The sequence below is a fragment of the Metallococcus carri genome (assembly GCF_011440275.1).
In the GTDB taxonomy this organism is placed as follows: Bacteria; Actinomycetota; Actinomycetes; order Actinomycetales; family Dermatophilaceae; genus Metallococcus; species Metallococcus carri.
Genome location: NZ_JAAOIV010000002.1, coordinates 390,072 through 409,410, shown reverse-complemented (window position 1 = coordinate 409,410; position 19,339 = coordinate 390,072). Strand labels below are relative to the sequence as shown.

At 70.1% G+C, this 19,339-nt stretch carries 18 protein-coding genes; 17 read left to right on the top strand and 1 reads right to left on the bottom strand.

Annotated elements, in window-relative coordinates; translation table 11 throughout:
* Positions 1 to 56 precede the first annotated feature (56 nt).
* Positions 57 to 1,610, bottom strand: coding sequence for an FMN-binding glutamate synthase family protein (locus G9U51_RS04395; RefSeq protein ID WP_166193738.1), 1,554 nt, complete (start codon positions 1,608 to 1,610; stop codon positions 57 to 59).
* A gap of 147 nt (positions 1,611 to 1,757) precedes the next feature.
* Between G9U51_RS04395 and efp the strand changes: the two genes are divergently transcribed.
* From efp to metK, 17 genes are all read left to right on the top strand, one after another.
* Positions 1,758 to 2,318, top strand: coding sequence for an elongation factor P (efp, locus tag G9U51_RS04390; protein WP_166193736.1), 561 nt, complete (start codon positions 1,758 to 1,760; stop codon positions 2,316 to 2,318).
* On the top strand, positions 2,315 to 2,770 hold the full coding sequence (nusB, locus tag G9U51_RS04385) for a transcription antitermination factor NusB (protein ID WP_166193916.1): 456 nt from the start codon (positions 2,315 to 2,317) through the stop codon (positions 2,768 to 2,770). The genes efp and nusB overlap by 4 nt, the downstream gene beginning before the upstream one ends.
* Positions 2,771 to 2,821: 51 nt before the next feature.
* On the top strand, positions 2,822 to 3,592 hold the full coding sequence (locus G9U51_RS04380; RefSeq protein WP_166193735.1) for a heparan-alpha-glucosaminide N-acetyltransferase: 771 nt from the start codon (positions 2,822 to 2,824) through the stop codon (positions 3,590 to 3,592).
* A gap of 359 nt (positions 3,593 to 3,951) precedes the next feature.
* Complete coding sequence (locus G9U51_RS04375; RefSeq protein ID WP_166193733.1) at positions 3,952 to 4,962, top strand: hypothetical protein; 1,011 nt, start codon at positions 3,952 to 3,954, stop codon at positions 4,960 to 4,962.
* Between the two features lie 236 nt (positions 4,963 to 5,198).
* The gene (gene pyrR, locus G9U51_RS04370; protein WP_166193731.1) at positions 5,199 to 5,804 is read left to right on the top strand and encodes a bifunctional pyr operon transcriptional regulator/uracil phosphoribosyltransferase PyrR; all 606 of its coding nucleotides are present in this window, start codon (positions 5,199 to 5,201) and stop codon (positions 5,802 to 5,804) included.
* Entirely contained in the window at positions 5,801 to 6,730 is a 930-nt protein-coding gene (locus G9U51_RS04365; RefSeq protein ID WP_166193729.1) for an aspartate carbamoyltransferase catalytic subunit, read from the top strand. Before pyrR ends, G9U51_RS04365 begins: the two co-directional genes overlap by 4 nt.
* A 1-nt stretch (position 6,731) precedes the next feature.
* Entirely contained in the window at positions 6,732 to 8,018 is a 1,287-nt protein-coding gene (locus G9U51_RS04360; RefSeq protein ID WP_166193913.1) for a dihydroorotase, read from the top strand.
* Positions 8,015 to 9,202: a glutamine-hydrolyzing carbamoyl-phosphate synthase small subunit gene (gene carA, locus G9U51_RS04355; protein ID WP_166193727.1), complete on the top strand. Its 1,188-nt coding sequence runs from the start codon at positions 8,015 to 8,017 to the stop codon at positions 9,200 to 9,202. The genes G9U51_RS04360 and carA overlap by 4 nt, the downstream gene beginning before the upstream one ends.
* 3 nt (positions 9,203 to 9,205) lie before the next feature.
* On the top strand, positions 9,206 to 12,511 hold the full coding sequence (gene carB / locus G9U51_RS04350; protein ID WP_166193724.1) for a carbamoyl-phosphate synthase large subunit: 3,306 nt from the start codon (positions 9,206 to 9,208) through the stop codon (positions 12,509 to 12,511).
* A 3-nt stretch (positions 12,512 to 12,514) separates the two neighbouring features.
* On the top strand, positions 12,515 to 13,336 hold the full coding sequence (locus tag G9U51_RS04345) for an iron-sulfur cluster-binding protein (protein ID WP_328823303.1): 822 nt from the start codon (positions 12,515 to 12,517) through the stop codon (positions 13,334 to 13,336).
* Positions 13,333 to 14,286 (top strand): nitronate monooxygenase, encoded by a 954-nt coding sequence (locus tag G9U51_RS04340; protein WP_166193707.1) that lies wholly within the window; start codon positions 13,333 to 13,335, stop codon positions 14,284 to 14,286. Before G9U51_RS04345 ends, G9U51_RS04340 begins: the two co-directional genes overlap by 4 nt.
* A 10-nt stretch (positions 14,287 to 14,296) precedes the next feature.
* Positions 14,297 to 15,166: an orotidine-5'-phosphate decarboxylase gene (pyrF, locus tag G9U51_RS04335; protein WP_328823302.1), complete on the top strand. Its 870-nt coding sequence runs from the start codon at positions 14,297 to 14,299 to the stop codon at positions 15,164 to 15,166.
* 308 nt (positions 15,167 to 15,474) lie between these two features.
* Complete coding sequence (gene mihF / locus G9U51_RS04330; protein WP_166193700.1) at positions 15,475 to 15,789, top strand: integration host factor, actinobacterial type; 315 nt, start codon at positions 15,475 to 15,477, stop codon at positions 15,787 to 15,789.
* On the top strand, positions 15,789 to 16,355 hold the full coding sequence (gmk, locus tag G9U51_RS04325) for a guanylate kinase (protein ID WP_166193697.1): 567 nt from the start codon (positions 15,789 to 15,791) through the stop codon (positions 16,353 to 16,355). The genes mihF and gmk overlap by 1 nt, the downstream gene beginning before the upstream one ends.
* 34 nt (positions 16,356 to 16,389) lie before the next feature.
* Complete coding sequence (gene rpoZ / locus G9U51_RS04320) at positions 16,390 to 16,653, top strand: DNA-directed RNA polymerase subunit omega (protein WP_166193694.1); 264 nt, start codon at positions 16,390 to 16,392, stop codon at positions 16,651 to 16,653.
* Between the two features lie 12 nt (positions 16,654 to 16,665).
* Entirely contained in the window at positions 16,666 to 17,994 is a 1,329-nt protein-coding gene (locus G9U51_RS04315) for a bifunctional phosphopantothenoylcysteine decarboxylase/phosphopantothenate synthase (RefSeq protein ID WP_166193691.1), read from the top strand.
* Between the two features lie 67 nt (positions 17,995 to 18,061).
* Entirely contained in the window at positions 18,062 to 19,282 is a 1,221-nt protein-coding gene (gene metK, locus G9U51_RS04310; protein WP_166193688.1) for a methionine adenosyltransferase, read from the top strand.
* Positions 19,283 to 19,339: the final 57 nt, after the last annotated feature.

Genomic DNA, 19,339 nt, shown 5'->3' with positions numbered 1-19,339 from the left:
CGGTTCGCGAGGCATAAGTGACGGTTCGCGGGGATTTGGTGACGTTTCGCGGGGATTTAGTGACGGTTCGCGGTGGCTTCGCCGGTCTCGGGGACCATCAGCGTGGTGATCTCCTGCTGCAATCCGGGCGACAACTGCCCCCAGCCCGGCTCGTAGCCGTAGACCTCGCGCAGCGGCACACCGTGGCGTTCGCCGAAGAGCAGCTCCAGGTCGTCGGGCGTGATGAGTGACGGGTGCAGCACCCCCACCGCCTCGCTCACCTTCAGCAGGTCACGCCGCAGCGACTGCAGATAGGCCGTCACCCGCGGCGCCTTCACCGCCGGGTCCAGACCGTGCGCGAGCCAGGAGTTCTGGGTGGCGACGCCGGTCGGGCAGGTGTCGGTGTGGCATTTCTGGGTCTGCAGGCAACCGACCGCCAGCATCGCCTCGCGGGCCACGTTGATCATGTCGGCGCCGAGCGCGAACGCGGCGGTGGCCGACAGCGGCAGCCCCAACTTGCCCGACCCGACGAAGGTGAGCTGGTCGGTCAACCCGGCCCGCGCGAAGGCGGCATACACCCGGGTGAACCCGACATAGAACGGCAAGGCGACCCCGTCGGCGAAGACGAGCGGTGCGGCGCCGGTGCCGCCCTCGCCGCCGTCGATGGTGAGGAAGTCCACGCCGCGGTCGCCCTTGGCCATCTGCGCGGCCAGCTCGTCCCAGAAGTCGTGGTGCCCGACGGCGGACTTCACCCCGACCGGCAGCCCGGTCTCGCTCGCCAGCCGTTCGACGAAGTCCAGCAGGCTGTCGCAGTCGCGGAATTCGGTATGCCGGGACGGGCTGATCACGTCCTGACCTTCGGGTACACCCCGGATGGCCGCGATCTCGGCGGTGACCTTCGCCGCCGGCAGCACCCCGCCGAGGCCGGGTTTGGCGCCCTGGGACAGCTTGATCTCCAGCGCCCGCACCGGCGCGGACGCCACGACATCCTTGAGCCGCTCGATGTCGAACCGGCCCCGCTCGTCGCGGCAGCCGAAATAGCCGGTGCCGATCTGCCAGATCAGGTCGCCGCCTTGCCGATGATGCTCGGACAGCCCGCCCTCGCCGGTGTTGTGCAAGGCACCCGCGGCCTTGGCTCCGCGATTGATCGCGGCGATCGCGTTGGCCGACAACGAGCCGAAACTCATTGCCGAGATGTTCACCACCGAGCCCGGGCGGAAGGCCTTGGGCCGGTTGCGCGGACCGCCCAGCACCTTCGCGCTCGGCAGGTCGACGGTCTCGCTGTGGTGGTTCGCGGTCGGCTGGTCGACGACGGCGAAGGTGCGGTGCTTGATAATCAGGTAGCCCTCGGCATCCTCGACGTCGTTGTCGGTGCCGAAGCCGATGTAGTTGTTCTCACCCTTGGCGCTGGCGTAGATCCAGCTGCGCTGCGCCCGGCTGAACGGCCGCTCCTCGTCATTGCCGGCGACGATGTACTGCCGCAGCTCCGGCCCGATCGTCTCCAACAGATAGCGGCCGTGGCCGAGGACGGGATAGTTGCGCAGCAGCGAGTGCTTCTTCTGGAACAGATCGTGGGTCGCCACCGCCGCGAACGCCGCAGGGACCAGGCCGAACCAGCGCGCTTTGCTCATGAGCCGCAGTCTGCTCCTTCTCCGCCCGTCCGTGGGGAGCCTCGCGCCGCGCGATTTCGGCCGTATGCCGCCCGCTCGGTAGACTGGCGCGGATCCCTGAACGACATACCCCGGGCGCCGCTGCGCCCGCACGACGAAGGACAACGCGTGGCATCGACGAACGACCTGAAGAACGGCCTGGTGCTCAACCTGGAGGGCCAGCTGTGGTCCGTGGTCGAGTTCCAGCACGTCAAGCCCGGCAAGGGCCCGGCGTTCGTGCGGACCAAGCTGAAGAACGTGCTGTCCGGCAAGGTCGTCGACAAGACCTTCAACGCGGGCGTCAAGGTCGACACTGCGAGCGTCGACCGCTCCGACATGACCTTCCTGTACAAGGACGGCAACGACTTCGTCTTCATGGACACCAAGACCTACGACCAGATCCACATCCCGGCCGAGACTGTCGGCAAGGCCGCCGACTACCTGCTGGAGAACCAGGAAGCGATCGTCGCCCAGCACGACGGCAGCGTGCTGTATGTCGAGCTGCCGGCCGCGGTGGTCCTGGAGATCAGCCACACCGAGCCGGGCCTGCAGGGCGACCGTTCCAGCGGCGGCACCAAGCCGGCCACCCTGGAGACCGGCGCCGAGATCCAGGTGCCGCTCTTCCTGGAGACCGGCACCAAGGTCAAGGTCGACACCCGCGACGGGTCCTACCTGGGCCGCGTCAACTGAGCGTGTCCTCCTCCGCCTCTTCCGCCCGAGCCGGCCGCAGCGCGCGCAGCAAGGCCCGCAAGCGCGCGCTCGACCTGCTCTTCGAGGCCGAGCAGCGCGGCGTCAATGCCGTCACCCTGCTCGACGAGCGGGTGGCGGCCCCGGTCACCCAGGCGCCGCTGCCGGCATACACCGGGGACCTGGTGCGCGGCGTCGTCGAGCACTGGGCCGCGATCAACGAGGCGCTGACGACCTACAGCCGCGGCTGGACCCTCGAGCGGATGCCCGCGGTCGATCGCGGGATCCTGCGGCTCGGGACCTTCGAGATCGTCTGGGCCGACGAGGTGCCCGACGAGGTTGCCGTCGCCGAGGCGGTGGCGCTGGCCTCGGAGTTGTCGACCGACGAGTCGCCGGCCTTCGTCAACGGTCTGCTCTCACGGATCGCACAGGTCAAACCTACGCTCGCCTCGTAGTCTCGCTTGCCGGCGCGGAACGGTCAGTGGGATCGTGCCGTCGGAGAGGGCATGGCGATGAGCACGTCGATCGAACGCGCACCCGCACCGGTGGCCGCGGCTGTGGCGACCCCGCGACTGGTCGTCATCGACGCGCTGCGCGGCGTGGCGATCCTGGCCGTGGTGGCCTATCACTTCGTCTGGGACCTCGGGAATTTCGGGTACCTGCCCGGGCAGTGGTGCAGCACCCCGGCCGGCGTGCTCACCGGGAGGATCATCGCCGGCAGCTTCCTCGGCCTGGTCGGGGTGAGTATGGCGCTGGCCCACCAGCACGGTTTCCGCGCCCGGTCGTTCTGGCGGCGTGAGGCACAACTGCTGGCGACCGCTGCGCTCGTGACGATCGTGACCTTCGTGGTGATGCCCGCCGAAGTGGTGACCTTCGGCATCCTGCACAACATCGCCCTCACCAGCCTGCTGCTCGTGCCCTTCCTGCGGGGGTCGCGGGCGCTCGCGCTGGGATGTGCGCTGCTGGCGTTCGCGCTGCCGTCGCTGGTGACCATCGAAGCGGCGCCGGCGTGGTGGACCTGGACCGGGCTCGCCGCCCACCCGACGCCCTCGCTGGACTATCAGCCCCTGCTGCCGTTGCTGGGCGTCTCGCTGCTCGGCCTGATCGCCGGCCGCACGCTGGTGTCCTCGCCGCGGCTTGCAGTGGCGGTGGGCCGCCTGGGGCACGATCCGGTGAGCCGGTCGCTCGGGCGAGTCGGCCGGCATACCTTGGCGATCTACCTGATCCACCAGCCGGTCATGTATGGCGCGTTCTGGCTGGTGCAGTACCTGCGCTGAGCCCGCCGCGCACCGGCCGCACCCCATCGCCGCCCGAGCGGGCACTCATCGCCGCCCGAGCGGGCAGTTATCGCCGCCCGAGCGGGCAGTTATCGCCGCCCGAGCGAGCAGTTATCGCCGCCCGAGCGAGCAGTTATCGCCGCCCGAGCGGGCACTCATCGCTGGGCGGGGCCGGTTGCGAGTGTCCGCGGATGCGCTGCAGGGGTAGTGCGTTGGTGCGGACGCAAGGGGGTTTCGACGCGGGCTCAACCGGCGAGTTGTGAGGACGCTGGGCGGGTCAGCCGTTAGCATCCGCATCCAACGAGCGGGACCGCGGAGGTTCGCCGGCACTGGGAGGCGTGGCGCAATGGGGTTGAGGGATGGCGCGCGCAGCGCTGGCGGTGGTCGTCGTCGGGGTGATGTCGCTCAGCGGATGCTCCACCGACGCGGCGGTCAAGTCCTCAAAGGCATCAACCGCGACCGTGACGACGAGCACCGCGGCGACCAGCGCGTCCGCGACGAGCACATCTGCGGCTGGGCCGGCTAGCGGCATACCGTCCGCCGCTTCCCCGTCCGGCATACCGTCGGCGACGAGCGGTGGGGCGAGCACGTCGTCCGCTCTCGACCCGCAGCAGGCGGCGAAGGCGGTAGAGGCTCGCGACCTGCAAAATGACGTGTCGCTCACCGACCCTGACATGCACGCGATCGTGCGCGGAGACGTGGTGGTGCTCGGCACGATCGGCACCGCGCGGCTCGCCAATGTCGCCACCGACGTCGACGATCTCGCCGGGCGGGTACGGGATCGGACGAGCAGCACGACGCGGCCGCTGCTCGTGCTCGTGCCGGCGACCGAGGCGGAGTTCACGGCCTGGACGGGTGGTGAATCGACCGACAACGAGGACGGCATCACCTTCGTGCAGGCTGGCGTTGATCCGTTCGTCGTGCTGTCGCCGTCGGTCATCGCGAATACCGACACCGACACAACGGCATACCGGCGTTTCGTCATCGCACACGAATTGGTGCACGCCTACACCCAGCCGGCCCAGACGCTGCGGCTGTGGGTTGGCGAGGGATACGCGCAGATGGTGGCCGGCGAACTGACCGAAAGCGACTACGGGGCCGACGACATTCCGATGGCCGCGCATCTGCCGAAGGACGCGGAGTTCACGGCGGAGGATCCGCGGACTGCGGCGGACGCCTACTGGCTGGCGAGTGACTTCTTCTACTACCTGGCCAGCCAATGGTCGCTCGAGGAGTGCACCGCGTTCTACACCGCGGCCAACTCATCCTCGGTCGAAGCCGCCTTTCAGAAGGTCTTCAAGCGTCCGCTCAGCGCGGTGACCGCGGACTGGGTGAAGAGCTACGAGGCGGCTGCGGAGGGCGCCGCCTGAGCCGTGCGCGTCCGCGGATGCGCTGCAGGGGTGGTGCGTTGCTGCGGACGCTGGGCGGGGCCGGGTGCGAGTGTCCGCGGATGCGCTGCAGGGGCCGTGCGTTGGTGCGGACGCCGGGCGGGGCGGGTGTGGGGGCGGACCGTGGTCGGGAGGGCGGGGAGCCTCCGGTAGGGTGGTGGCCGTTCGACATCCTTTAACGATTCCGTCCTGTGAGGCGGCGAAGGAGGTCCTGACGCGTGGTACCCACGCACGGCCCGCAACCCCCGGCGGAGGCGTCGCAGTCGCAGACTCCGCCTCCCGGGCGCAGCGTCCTTTCCGGTGATGACATTTCTCGCGCCTTGCGCCGCATCGCCCACGAGATCCTCGAGCGCAACAAGGGCGCCGACGACCTGGTGATCCTCGGGATTCCCGCGCGGGGCGTCGAACTGGCCCAGCGCCTCGGCGCAGCGCTCGAGCAGGTCGAAGGTCGCCCGGTCCCGGTCGGCACGATCGACGTCACGATGTACCGCGACGACCTGCGCCGTCACCCGGTGCGCGCAGCGCAGCCCACCACCGTCCCCGGCGACGGGATCGACGACAAGGTCGTGGTGCTGGTCGACGACGTGCTCTACTCCGGTCGCACCGTCCGGGCCGCACTCGACGCGCTCGGCGACCTCGGCCGCCCACGAGCGGTGCGCCTCGCCGTGCTGGTCGACCGCGGCCACCGCGAGCTGCCGATCCGCGCCGACCACGTCGGCAAGAACCTCCCGACCGCGAGCAGCGAGCGCGTCTACGTGCGCCTCGCCGAGCACGACGGCACCGACGAGGTACGTATCGGTGGCCCGAAGGAGGAGCAGCGATGAAGCACCTCCTCTCGGCCGGCGACCTCAGCCGCGATCAGACGCTGGCGATCCTGGACAGCGCCACCCAGATGCACGACGTCCAGCGCCGGGAGGTCAAGAAGCTGCCCGCCCTGCGCGGCCGCACGGTCGTCAACCTCTTCTTCGAGGATTCGACGCGCACCCGGTCCTCCTTCGAGATCGCCGGCAAGTGGCTGTCCGCCGATGTCATCAATGTGTCCGCCAAGGGCTCGTCGGTCAGCAAGGGCGAATCGTTGCGCGACACCGTGCTGACCGTCGCGTCGATGGGCGTCGACGGTCTCGTCATCCGGCACCACGCCAGCGGCGCCCCGGCCCAGGTCGCCCAGTGGGTCGATGCGGCGGTCGTCAACGCCGGCGACGGCACCCACGAGCACCCGACCCAGGCGCTGCTCGACGCGTACACGATGCGCCAGCGCCTCGGCGACCTCGACGGCGCGCGGGTCGCCATCGTCGGTGATCTCACCCACTCCCGGGTGGTGCGCTCAAACCTGTTGCTGCTCAACACCTTGGGAGCCAAGGTCACCCTCGTGGCGCCGCCGACCCTGATGCCCAGTGGCATCGCCGAATGGTCGGCCGCGGAGGGCTTCGCCACGTCATACGACCTCGACGAGGTGATCGGTGAGGTCGACGCCCTGATGATGCTGCGGGTGCAACGCGAACGGATGAGCGGCGGCTACTTCCCGACGCCGCGCGAATACACCGTCGGCTACGGCCTGACCCGCGACCGGCTGCGCCGGCTCGGTCCGGACGCGGTGATCTGTCACCCCGGACCGATGAACCGCGGCCTGGAGATCAGCGCGGAAGCCGCGGACGAGGCGCGCTCGGCGATCCTGGACCAGGTGTCCGCCGGTGTCGCGATCCGCATGAGCGTGCTCTACCACCTGCTCGGAGGTTCCGGTGACGAGTGAGATGTATGTCGTGCGCGGCGCCAAGGTGCTCGGCGGCAAGGCGGCGGACCTGCTGATTGAGGGCGGCGTCATCCGCGAGGTCGGGACGATCGACGCGCCCAAGAAAGCGAGGGTCGTCGACGCCGACGGGCTGGTCGCTCTGCCCGGTCTGGTCGACCTGCACACGCACCTGCGCGAGCCGGGACGTGAGGACGCCGAGACCGTCGCGACGGGTTCGGCCGCCGCCGCCGCTGGGGGATTCACCGCGGTGCTCGCGATGGCCAACACCAACCCGGTGACCGACACCGCCGAGGCCGCCGACCACATCCTCGACCTCGGCCGGCGCGCCGGACTGGTCGACGTGCAGCCGGTCGGCGCGGTCACCAAATCCCTTGCGGGACAAGAGCTTGCCGAGCTCGGGCTGATGGCCCGGTCGCGAGCCCAGGTGCGGGTCTTCTCCGATGACGGGCGGTGTGTGCACGACGCCCGGCTGATGCGGCGCGCCCTGGAATACGTCAAGGCCTTCGACGGGGTGATCTCCCAGCACAGCCAGGACCCCCGGCTCGCCGATGGGCAAGCGTGCTGTCACGAGGGCGAGATCTCGGGGCGCCTCGGGTTGCCCGGGTGGCCGGCGGTCGCCGAGGACGTCATCGTGGCGCGCGACGTCATGCTGGCCCGGCATACCGGCTCGCGGGTGCATGTCGCGCACGTGTCGACGGCCGGGTCGGTCGAGGTGATCCGCTGGGCCAAGGCGCAGGGGATCGCGGTGACCGCCGAGGTGACCCCGCACCACCTGATGCTCACGACCGACCTGGTCGAGGGTTATGACCCCACCTTCAAGGTCAACCCGCCGCTGCGGCCCGACGAACACGTCGAGGAGCTGCGAAAAGCGTTGGCAGACGGGACGATTGACGCGGTGGCGACCGACCATGCCCCGCACGCGCGGCACGACAAGGAGCATGCCTTCGCCGAGGCGGCGTTCGGGATGCTCGGCCTGGAGCAGGCGCTGCAGGTGGTCAACACGGTGATGGTGCAGCCCGGGCTGATGAGCTGGGAGCAGGCCGCGCAGGCGATGTCGGTCAACCCGGCCCGGATCGCCCGTCTCGAAGGCCACGGTCGCCCGCTCGCGGCGGGTGAACCGGCCAATCTCGCCCTGGTCGACCCCGCCGCCTCGGTGACCATCGATGCCGCCGACTCCCAGTCCCTTTCGCGCAACAACCCCTGGCACGGCAGGACGCTCACCGGCGCGGTGCACGCGACCTTCCTGCGCGGCCGCCCGACCTATCTCGACGGCGAGGTGCAACAGTGAATTCTCCTGAGACGCAACATCTTTCGCTCACCGGACGCGATGCCGCGGTGCTCGTGCTGGAGGACGGCACCCGCTTCGAGGGCGAGTCCTATGGCGCGACCGGCACGACCTTCGGCGAGGCGGTCTTCTCCACCGGGATGACCGGCTACCAGGAGACCCTCACCGACCCGAGCTACTACGGCCAGGTCGTCGTGATGACCGCGCCGCATGTCGGCAACACCGGCGTCAACGACGAGGACGAGGAATCCCGCCGGATCTGGGTCAGCGGGTATGTCGTGCGCGACCCGGCCCTGCGCCCGTCGAACTGGCGGGCGCAGCGCACCCTGGAGGACGACCTGCGCGAGCAGGGCGTGGTCGGCATCTGTGGCATCGACACCCGGGCGCTCACCCGCCACCTGCGCGAGCGCGGTGCGATGCGGGTCGGGATCTTCTCCGGTGCGGACGCCGGCAGCGCCGACCCGGTCGCCCAGGTGCAGCAGCAGCCTCGGATGGAGGGCTCGGAACTAGCCTCCAAGGTCGCCACCCCCGAGCCGTATGTCGTTGCGGCACAAGGGGAAAAGCGCTTCACCGTCGCGGCGGTGGACCTCGGGATCAAGGCGATGACGCCCGAGCTCATGGCCCAGCGCGGCATCGAGGTGCACGTGCTCCCGGCGACCTCGACCATCGACGATGTGCGCGCGGTCAATCCCGACGGCGTGTTCTTCTCCAATGGCCCCGGAGACCCGGCCACCGCGCCCCAGGTGGAATTGCTGCGGGAGGTGCTGCGGGCCGGCATACCGTATTTCGGGATCTGCTTCGGCAACCAGTTGCTCGGGCGAGCGCTCGGCTTCGGCACCTACAAGCTGAAGTACGGTCACCGCGGCATCAACCAGCCGGTGCTCGACCGGGCGACCGGCAAGGTCGAGATCACCGCGCACAACCATGGCTTCGCCGTGGACGCACCGCTCGCCGGCGAGACCCAGGCGCCGGCGGACGCCGCCTTCGGGCGCGTGCGCGTCTCGCACATCTGCCTCAACGACGACGTCGTCGAGGGGCTGGAATGCCTTGATATCCCTGCGTTTTCGGTGCAATACCACCCGGAGGCGGCAGCGGGACCGCATGACGCGGCATACCTGTTCGACCGGTTTGTAGACCTCCTCCAACAAGAGACGAACCGCACCTCCGAGGCCGGAAAGGACCACTGAGCAGTGCCCAAACGCGAGGACATCAAGAGCGTCCTGGTCATCGGGTCCGGCCCGATCGTGATCGGCCAGGCCTGCGAGTTCGACTACTCCGGCACCCAGGCCTGCCGGGTGCTGCGCGAGGAGGGGTTGCGGGTCATCCTGGTCAACTCCAATCCGGCGACGATCATGACCGACCCGGAGTTCGCCGACGCGACCTATGTCGAGCCGATCACCCCCGAGGTGGTCGAGGCGATCATCGCCAAGGAGCGCCCCGACGCGGTGCTGGCGACGCTCGGCGGCCAGACGGCGCTCAACACCGCGATCGCGCTGCATGACGCGGGGGTGCTGTTGAAATACGACTGCCCGCTGATCGGCGCGAATGTCGAGGCGATCGAGCTCGGCGAGGATCGCGAGCGGTTCAAGGGTGTCGTCGAGCGCTGCGGCGCCGAGTCGGCGAAGTCGATCATCTGCCACACGATGGACGAATGCCTCGCTGCGGCAAAGGAACTCGGCTACCCGATGGTCGTGCGACCGTCGTTCACGATGGGCGGCCTCGGGTCCGGTTTCGCGTATGACGAAACCGACCTGCGGCGCATCGCCGGGGCGGGGCTGCACGCCAGCCCGACCACCGAGGTGCTGCTCGAGGAGTCCATCCTCGGCTGGAAGGAATACGAGCTCGAGGTCATGCGCGACCACGCCGACAACGTGGTCGTGGTCTGCTCGATCGAGAATCTCGACCCGATGGGTGTGCACACCGGCGACTCGATCACCGTGGCGCCCGCGCTGACGCTCACCGATCGGGAGTACCAGCGCCTGCGCGATATCGGCATCAAGGTGATCCGCGAGGTCGGCGTCGACACCGGCGGCTGCAACATCCAGTTCGCGGTCAACCCGGAAAACGGCCGGATCATCGTCATCGAGATGAACCCGCGCGTGTCGCGATCGTCCGCTTTGGCTTCCAAGGCAACGGGATTCCCGATCGCCAAGATCGCGGCGAAGATGGCGATCGGCTACACCCTCGACGAGGTGCCCAACGACATTACCCGCGAGACCCCGGCGTCCTTCGAGCCGACGCTGGACTACATCGTGGTCAAGGTGCCGCGGTTCGCCTTCGAGAAGTTCCCGGCCGCCGACCCCACGCTGACCACGACGATGAAGTCGGTCGGCGAGGCGATGGCCATCGGCCGCAATTTCACCGAGGCGCTGCAGAAGGCGCTGCGCTCGATGGAGCGCAAGGAGTCGACCTTCCACTGGGACCCGGCGCGGCACCCGAGCGAGGAGCAGGGTCGCGAGTTGCTGCAGCAGGCGGCCACGCCGACCGATGGACGAATCGTGTTGGTGCAGCAGGCTCTTCGGGCCGGGCTGTCGGTCGAAGAGGTGCACGATGTCACCAAGATCGACCCCTGGTTCCTCGACCAGATCCAGCTGATCAACACCGTCGCTGAGCGGATCGCGGCCGCCGACCGGCTCAGCCCGCAGTTGCTGCGGCTGGCCAAGCGGCACGGCTTCTCCGACGCCCAGCTCGCTCAGCTGACCGCGACTCCCGAGGCGGTCGTGCGCGGGGTGCGGCACGCCCTGGGGGTGCGGCCGGTCTACAAGACCGTCGACACCTGCGCCGCCGAGTTCGCTGCGCAGACGCCCTATTACTACAGCTCCTACGACGAGGAGACCGAGGTGCTGCCGCGCGAGCGGCCCGCGGTGATCATCCTCGGCTCCGGCCCGAACCGCATCGGCCAGGGCGTGGAGTTCGATTACTCCTGCGTGCACGCGTCCTTCGCGCTGCGCGACGCCGGCTACGACACGGTGATGGTCAACTGCAACCCCGAGACCGTCTCGACCGACTACGACACCTCCAGCCGGCTCTACTTCGAGCCCCTCACGCTGGAGGACGTGCTCGAGGTCGTGCACGCCGAGCGCGCAGCCGGACCGATCGCCGGCGTCATCGTGCAACTCGGTGGGCAGACCCCGCTCGGGCTGGCCAAGGCGCTCAAGGACGAGGGCGTGCCCATCGTCGGCACCTCGCCCGAGGCCATCGACCTGGCCGAGGACCGGGGCGCCTTCGGCCGGGTGCTCGCCGAGGCAAAGCTGCCCGCCCCCAAGCACGGCATCGCCTACTCGGCGTCCGAGGCTCTCACCGTCGCCCAGGAGATCGGTTACCCGGTCCTCGTGCGGCCGTCATACGTCCTCGGCGGTCGCGGCATGGAGATCGTGTATGACGACGACACCCTGGCCGTGTACGTCACCCGGGCGACCACCGCCTCACCCGAGCACCCCGTGCTGGTCGACCGCTTTCTGGACGACGCGATCGAGATCGACGTGGACGCGCTGTACGACGGCGAGCAGATGTATCTCGGCGGGATCATGGAGCACATCGAGGAAGCCGGGATCCACTCCGGCGACTCGGCGTGCGCGCTGCCGCCGGTGACGCTGGGGGCCGAGGAGATCGAGCGGGTGCGCGAGTCGACCCGGCGGCTGGCCGAAGGCATCGGCGTGCGCGGTCTGATGAACGTGCAGTTCGCCCTCGCCCAGGACATCCTCTATGTGCTGGAGGCCAACCCGCGCGCCAGCCGGACGGTGCCCTTCGTGGCCAAGGCGACCGGCGTGCCGCTCGCGAAGGCGGCCGCCCGGGTGATGCTCGGCGCCTCGATCCGCGAACTGCGCGAGGAGGGGCTGCTGCCCGCCGAGGGCGACGGGAGCACGCTGCCGCCGGATGCGGCGATCGCGGTCAAGGAGGCGGTGCTGCCGTTCAAGCGCTTCCGCACCCGCACCGGCGATGTCGTCGACAGCCTGCTTGGACCGGAGATGCGCTCGACCGGTGAGGTGATGGGCATCGACGCCGACTTCGGCGCGGCCTTCGCCAAGAGCCAGCTCGGGTCGGTCACCGGCCTGCCCAAGGAGGGCACGATCTTCGTGTCGGTGTCCAACCGCGACAAGCGCGCGATGATCTTCCCGGTCAAGCGCCTGGCCGACCTCGGGTTTACGCTGCTCGCCACCGCGGGCACGGCGGATGTGTTGCGCCGCAACGGGATTCACGCCGAGGTCGTGCGCAAGCACAGCGAGGGTCGCGGCGCCGACGGTGAGCGCACGATCGTCGACCGGATCCTCGACGGCGACGTGGAGATGGTCGTCAACACCCCGTCGGGGCAGGGTGCGCGGGCCGACGGCTACGCCATCCGGGCGGCGACGACGAGCATGGACCGGCCGATCATCACCACGGTGCAGCAGCTCGCCGCCGCGGTGCAGGGCATCGAGGCTCAACTGGCCGGACCGGTGCGGGTCAAGCCGCTGCAGGCCCACGCGCGCGACCTCGACCTCTACGGGCGCGGGTAGCCCGTGCAGCGCGCACCCCGGGCCGAGGTCATCGCCACGCGGCGGATGGGCGCCTTCCGCCACCACACGCTCGTGGCGCCGGACATCGCCGACCGCGCCCGGCCGGGCCAGATGGTGTCGGTGGCGATCGGCGGCCCGGCGTCCGCGCTGGTGTCCCGGCGCACGCTGCCGATCGCGGCCGCCTCGCCGAGCGGCACCTATGGCGGCACGGTCGACGTCATCGTCGACCCGGGGCTGGACGCCGGTATGGCGTGGCTGGGTGACCTGCGCGCGCACGACGAGGTGGCCATGATCGGTCCGGTGGGCCGGGCCTATCCGCTGCCGACCTCCGGGGTGGACGTGCTCGTCGTCGGCGTGGGCGCGTCGGCCGCGCCGGTGGGCTGGCTGGCGGCGCACCTGCGCGATCGAGGGTGCCGGGTCGACCTCACCCTCGCCGGTCCGGACGACCGGCATCTGGTCGGCGTCATCGAGGCGCGCCGCATCGCCGGCAGCGTCACGGTGCTCACCGGAGCGGACCCCGAGCTCGGTGCGGACCTCGCGGCGCGCGTGCGAACTCAATTGCGCACCAGCGAAATTGCCGTTGTGTATGCCGCCGGCCGGGCGCGCCACCTGGCACCCGTGGTCGAGGTCGCCCGGCCGTTCGGGGTCGTCGTGCAGTGCTGCGTCGACGAGGACATGCCGTGCGGCACCGGCCTGTGCGGCAGTTGCGAAATCCCGGTGCGCGCCGACGACGGAATGCGGCATACGATCCGCGGCTGCACCGAGGGCGCGGTGCTGCGCGGGGACCGGGTGGACTGGGCTGCGCTCGCCGAGGAGCTGGGATGAGCGACATCGGCACCGAGGTGGAGATCGGTGGGCTGAGACTGCGCGTTCCGGTCATCGGAGCGGCCGGGTGCGTGGCCTTCGGCCGCGAACTCGTGCGGCTCGGTGTGCAGGACGACCTGGGCGCGATCGTCACGCCGTCGCTCACCGCGCGCACGCGCGCCGCCGCGCACCGGGCCGTGCTGCGCGAGGCGCCCAGCGGCCTGCTGGCGCCGACCGTGCGCCCGTCATACGGCGTCGAGCGACTGCGCCCGACCGCGCTCCCGTGGGACCACGAAGGGGTGCCGCCGGTGATCGTCTCGCTGGCGGGCAACACCAGCGGTGATTTCGCCGAGGTGGCGTCCGGGCTGCGCCGGGGGAGCCTGATGCGGCGGGTCGCGGGCGTCGAGATCCAGCTCGCGTCCGTGGACGCCAAGAACTCGCATCGGCCCTTCGCGTATGACGAGTTCGGCGCGACGAAAGTCGTTGCGCGAGTGCGGGAATCGGTGCCGAGCGGGGTGCCGATCTTCGCCAAGCTGTGCGCCGACGTGACCGACCTGGTCGAGGTGGCGCGGGGCTGTGTGAAGGCCGGTGCGAGCGCGCTGGTGGTGACCTCGCCGGTGCGCGGCTTGTTGCTCGACCCGGCGACGCTGCGCCCGGTCATCGATCCGGCGTCCAGCGGACTGTCCGGCCCGGCGCTGCTGCCGATCACGCTGCGGGCCGTGTGGGATCTGCGGGCGGCGGTGCGCTCGGGTCGGCTGCCGCCGATCCCGTTGGTCGCGGTGGGCGGCATCCGGTCGGGTCAGGACGCGGCCGCGGCACTGGCGGCCGGGGCCAGCGCGGTCCAGTTGGGCACGGCGTTGCTGCACGACCCCGACGCCGCTGCCGCCGTCGTCGCCGGCCTCGTCGAAGCGGTGCGCGAGCGCGGCTTCGACCATGTGCTCGACCTCATCGGCATCGCGCACGATCACTAGGAGATGGACTGTGGCACAAGCAGATTCGCAGCGATTCGGGGCCAGGCTGGAAGAGGCGGTGGACCAGTTCGGGCCGCTGTGCGCCGGCATCGACCCGCACGAAGCGCTGCTGGACGCGTGGGGACTGAGCGTCGATGCGGAGGGGCTCGGTGAGTTCGCGGACCGCTGCGTCGAGGCGTATGCCGGCCGGGTCGCCCTCGTCAAACCGCAGGCGGCCTTCTTCGAGCGGTTCGGCGCGGCGGGGGTGGCGGTGCTCGAACGCACCCTCGATGCGTTGCGTGAGGCCGACACCCTGACACTGTTGGACGTCAAACGCGGAGACATCGGCAGCACGATGGCGGCATACGCCTCGGCTCATCTCGGACCGCAGGCGCCGACGCACGCCGACGCGATCACGGTGAGTCCGTTCCTCGGGTTCGGCAGTCTGGACCCGGCGCTCGACCTGGCCGAGGCGTCCGGGGACGGGGTGTTCGTGCTGGCGCTCACCTCCAACCCCGAAGGGGGGCAGGTGCAGCACGCGCGTGGCGACGACGGACGCACGGTGGCCGAGTCGATCATCGCGGCGGTGACCGAACGCAACGCGGGGGAGGGCCGCTTCGGCGACACCGGGCTGGTCGTCGGTGCGACGACGGGCAAGGACATCGCCGACCTGGGTCTGGCCGAGGCGCTGGCGGCGTCCCGGGCGCCGCTGCTCGCGCCGGGGCTCGGTGCTCAGGGCGCCACCGCCGACGGCATCGCCCGCGCGTTCGGTCCGGCGGCCGGGTTGGTGCTGCCGACGAGTTCCCGCGCGATCCTCGCCGCGGGGCCGGACCTGTCCGCGCTGCGCGATGCGGTCACCCGGACGGCGGGCGAGGTCGCCGCCGCCCTCCCACAGCCGTAGTAGAGGAAAGCGGTCGCTATAACCACCGGATTCCCTTACTACCGCTGTAGAAGACCTCGACACCGGTAGCAAGGGGAAGCGGTCGCTATCGCCGCCGGATTCCTCTACTACAGGTGTGGTGAAGACCGGGCGGAGGCGGGTCGCTATAGCCGCCGGATTCCTCTACTACAGGTGTGGCGAACGCCGGGAGACGGGCGCGACGGTGGGTTCCGGCGTTCGCGTTGCCGCCCACGACGCCCGTCGCTAGGTTGCTCGGCATACTCTGTCCGCCAGACTGGCTTCGCCGACCACCCCGAGGAGACCGACCAGTGGCCCTGCCGCAGCTCACCCCCGAACAACGAGCCGAAGCCCTGCAGAAGGCTGCGGCCGCGCGGCGGGAGCGGGCGGCGGTGAAGAACCGCCTCAAGAACGCCGAGGGGTCACTGCGCGAGGTGATCGACGAGGGTCGCACCAACGAGGTGATCGGCAAGATGAAGGTGTCGGCGCTGCTGGAGTCGCTGCCCGGGGTCGGCCGGGTGCGCGCGAAGCAGATCATGGAGGAGATCGGCATCGCCCAGACCCGTCGCGTGCGCGGCCTCGGTGCGCACCAGGTCAGCGCGCTGCTGGAGCGTTTCGACGCCTGATGTCGACGCTGTTCGTACTCGCCGGTCCCACCGCGGTCGGCAAGGGCACGGTCGCGGCCTACGTCCGCGAGCATTTCCCGCAGGTGTGGCTGTCGGTCTCGGTGACCACCCGCCCACCGCGGCCGGGGGAGGTCGACGGGGTGCACTACCACTTCGTCGGCGACCAGACCTTCGCCGACATGGTCGCCGCCGGTGAGCTGCTGGAGTATGCCGTCGTCCACGGGCGGGCGTCATACGGCACCCCGCGCCGCCCGGTCGAAGAAGCGCTCGCCGCGGGCCGGCTGCCGCTGTTGGAGATCGACCTGCAGGGAGCACGGCAGGTGCGCGAGCGTATGCCGGGGGCGTACTTCGTCTTCCTGGCCCCGCCGAGCTGGGACGAACTGGTGCACCGGCTGATCGGCCGCGGCACCGAGTCCGAGGAGGAGCAGCAGGTCCGCCTCGCCACCGCACGCACCGAACTGGCGGCGCAGGCGGAGTTCGATACGACCATCGTGAACGACGATGTCGAGCGCGCTGCCGGGGAACTCGTACACTTGATGGAGCAGCACGCTCACCGAGCGCGCTGAGCACCCCCGAGAAGCAACGAAACGAGAGTTCCACGTGTCCGGCACCAAGGCCGCCCCCGAGGGCATCACCAACCCGCCGATCGACGACCTGCTGACGGTCGCCGACTCCAAGTACGCGCTCGTCATCCTCGGCGCGAAGCGGGCCCGCCAGATCAATGCGTACTACTCGCAGTTGTCCGAGGGCCTGCTGGAGTATGTCGGCCCGCTGGTCGACTCTCAGATCAACGACAAGCCGCTGTCCATCGCGCTGCGCGAGATCAACGAAGGGCTGCTCGACGTCGAGCAGGCCGAGGCCTGATCAGCCGCGTCGATGCGCATCGTCCTCGGAGTCGGCGGCGGGATCGCGGCCTACAAGGCGGCCACGCTGCTGCGGTTGTTCTCCGAGGCCGGGCACGAGGTCACCGTCGTGCCCACCGCGGCGGCGCTGCACTTCGTCGGCGCTCCCACCTGGGCGGCGCTGTCCGGCCGTCCCGCGGCGACCGAGGTGTGGGACAACGTGCACGAGGTGCCGCATGTCCGCCTCGGCCAGCAGGCCGACCTCGTGGTGGTTGCGCCGGCGACGGCTGATCTGCTCGCCCGGGCCGCGCACGGGATGGCCGACGACCTGCTCACCAACACTCTGCTGACGGCACGCTGCCCGGTGGTGCTCGCCCCGGCGATGCACACCGAGATGTGGCTGCACCCGGCGACCGTGGCCAATGTGGCGACCCTGCGCGAGCGGGGCGTCGACGTGCTCGACCCGGCGTCCGGCCGGCTGACCGGTGCCGACACCGGCCCGGGCCGGCTGCCCGAGCCGCAGCAGATCTTCGAGCACTGCGCGCGCTATCTGGGGCACGGTGGTTTCGACGCGGGGCTCGCAAGCTCGCCCCTTGCTCAACCAGCGAAGGGTGAAGAGCGCGCAAGCTCGCCCCTTGCCCTTCGACAAGCTCAGGACAGCGCTCAACCAACGACGAGTGAGTACCTCGCGGGGCGGCGGGTGGTGGTGACCGCCGGCGGAACCCGCGAGGCGATCGATCCGGTCCGCTTCATCGGCAACCGGTCCTCGGGCAAGCAGGGGTATGCCGTGGCTCGCGAGGCCGCTCGCCGAGGCGCCCAGGTCACCTTGATCTCGACGGTCGACACGCCGGCGCCGGAGGGCTGTGACCTGGTCCCGGTCGAGTCGGCCGAGCAGTTGCGGGAGGCCGTGCTGTCCGCCGGGGGCGATGTCATCGTCATGGCGGCGGCGGTCGCCGATTTCCGTCCCGCGACCCCGGCAGCCAGCAAGATCAAGAAGGGCTACGGCGCCGACGATCCGGACGCGCCGGTCATCGAGCTCGTCCGCAATCCCGACATCCTGGCCGACCTGGTCGCCGCCCGCGGAGGCGAGCGGACGCCATACATCGTCGGTTTCGCGGCTGAGACCGGCGACGCGGACGGCGACGTGCTCACCCACGCCCGGGAGAAACTCGCCCGCAAGGGGTGCGACCTGCTCGTCGCCAACGAGGTCGGTGACGGCGTGACCTTCGGCCAGGACGACTCGACGGTGTACCTGCTGCGGCCGGGCACCGACGAGGTCGTCACCGTGGGACCGGCGAGCAAGGACGACATCGCCGCCGCGATCTGGGACATCACACGAGTTGGCCTATCCCGCCGCATATGATGCGCGCGACGCGTTGCCTCAACGCGCGTCAGCCAGCAGCCGCTGCACCCGATGAAGGAGATAGCCCTTGGCACGTCTGTTCACCTCCGAGTCCGTTACCGAGGGACATCCGGACAAGATCTGCGACCAGATCAGCGACTCGATCCTCGATGCGATGCTCGCCCAGGACCCGAACTCGCGGGTCGCCGTCGAGACGATGGTCACCACCGGGCTGGTGCACATCGCCGGTGAGGTTCGCACCGAGAGTTATGTCCCGATCGCCAAGCTGGTGCGCGACACGATCGTCGAGGTCGGCTACGACTCCTCCGAGAAGGGCTTCGACGGCCACTCCTGCGGCGTGTCGGTGTCCATCGGAGAGCAGTCGGTCGACATCGCCCAGGGCGTGGACCACGGCCACGAGAACCGCGTCGGCGGCGGCAGCGACGAGCTGGACGCCCAGGGCGCCGGCGACCAGGGCCTGATGTTCGGCTACGCCTGCGACGACACCGAGCAGCTCATGCCGCTGCCGATCTTCCTGGCCCACCGCCTCTCCGAGCGCCTCACCCAGGTGCGCAAGGACGGCACGCTCGGCTACCTGCGCCCGGACGGCAAGACCCAGGTCACCATCGCGTATGACGGCGACAAGGCCGTCGCGCTCGACACCGTGGTGCTGTCCACCCAGCACGAGAAGGGCGTCGACCTGGAGGGCCAGCTCGAGCCGGACATCGACCAGCACGTGATCCGGCCGGTGCTGGAGTCGCTCGCCGCGTCGGGCGTGCAGCTGGACAGCTCGGCCTACCGCAAGCTGATCAACCCGACCGGCACCTTCGTCATCGGCGGTCCGATGGGCGATGCCGGCCTCACCGGCCGCAAGATCATCGTCGACACCTACGGCGGCATGGCCCGCCACGGCGGTGGCGCGTTCTCCGGCAAGGACCCCTCGAAGGTGGACCGGTCGGCCGCCTACGCGATGCGCTGGGTCGCCAAGAATGTCGTGGCCGCGGGCCTGGCCTCGCGCTGCGAGGTCCAGGTCGCCTACGCGATCGGCAAGGCCCAGCCGGTCGGCCTCTATGTCGAGACCTTCGGCACCGAGACCGCCCCGCTGGACAAGATCCAGAACGCGATCGGCAAGGTCTTCGACCTGCGCCCGGCCGCGCTCGTGCAGGAGCTGGACCTGCTGCGCCCGATCTACAAGCCGACCGCGGCCTACGGCCACTTCGGCCGCACCGAGGCTGCGGGCGTGGACAACGCGTTCACCTGGGAGCGCACCGACAAGGTCGAGGACCTGCGGCGCGCGGTGGCCGGCTGAGTCATCCACAGCACCGACGAGGCGAGGACACGCGGTGTCCTCGCCTCGTCGTATAAC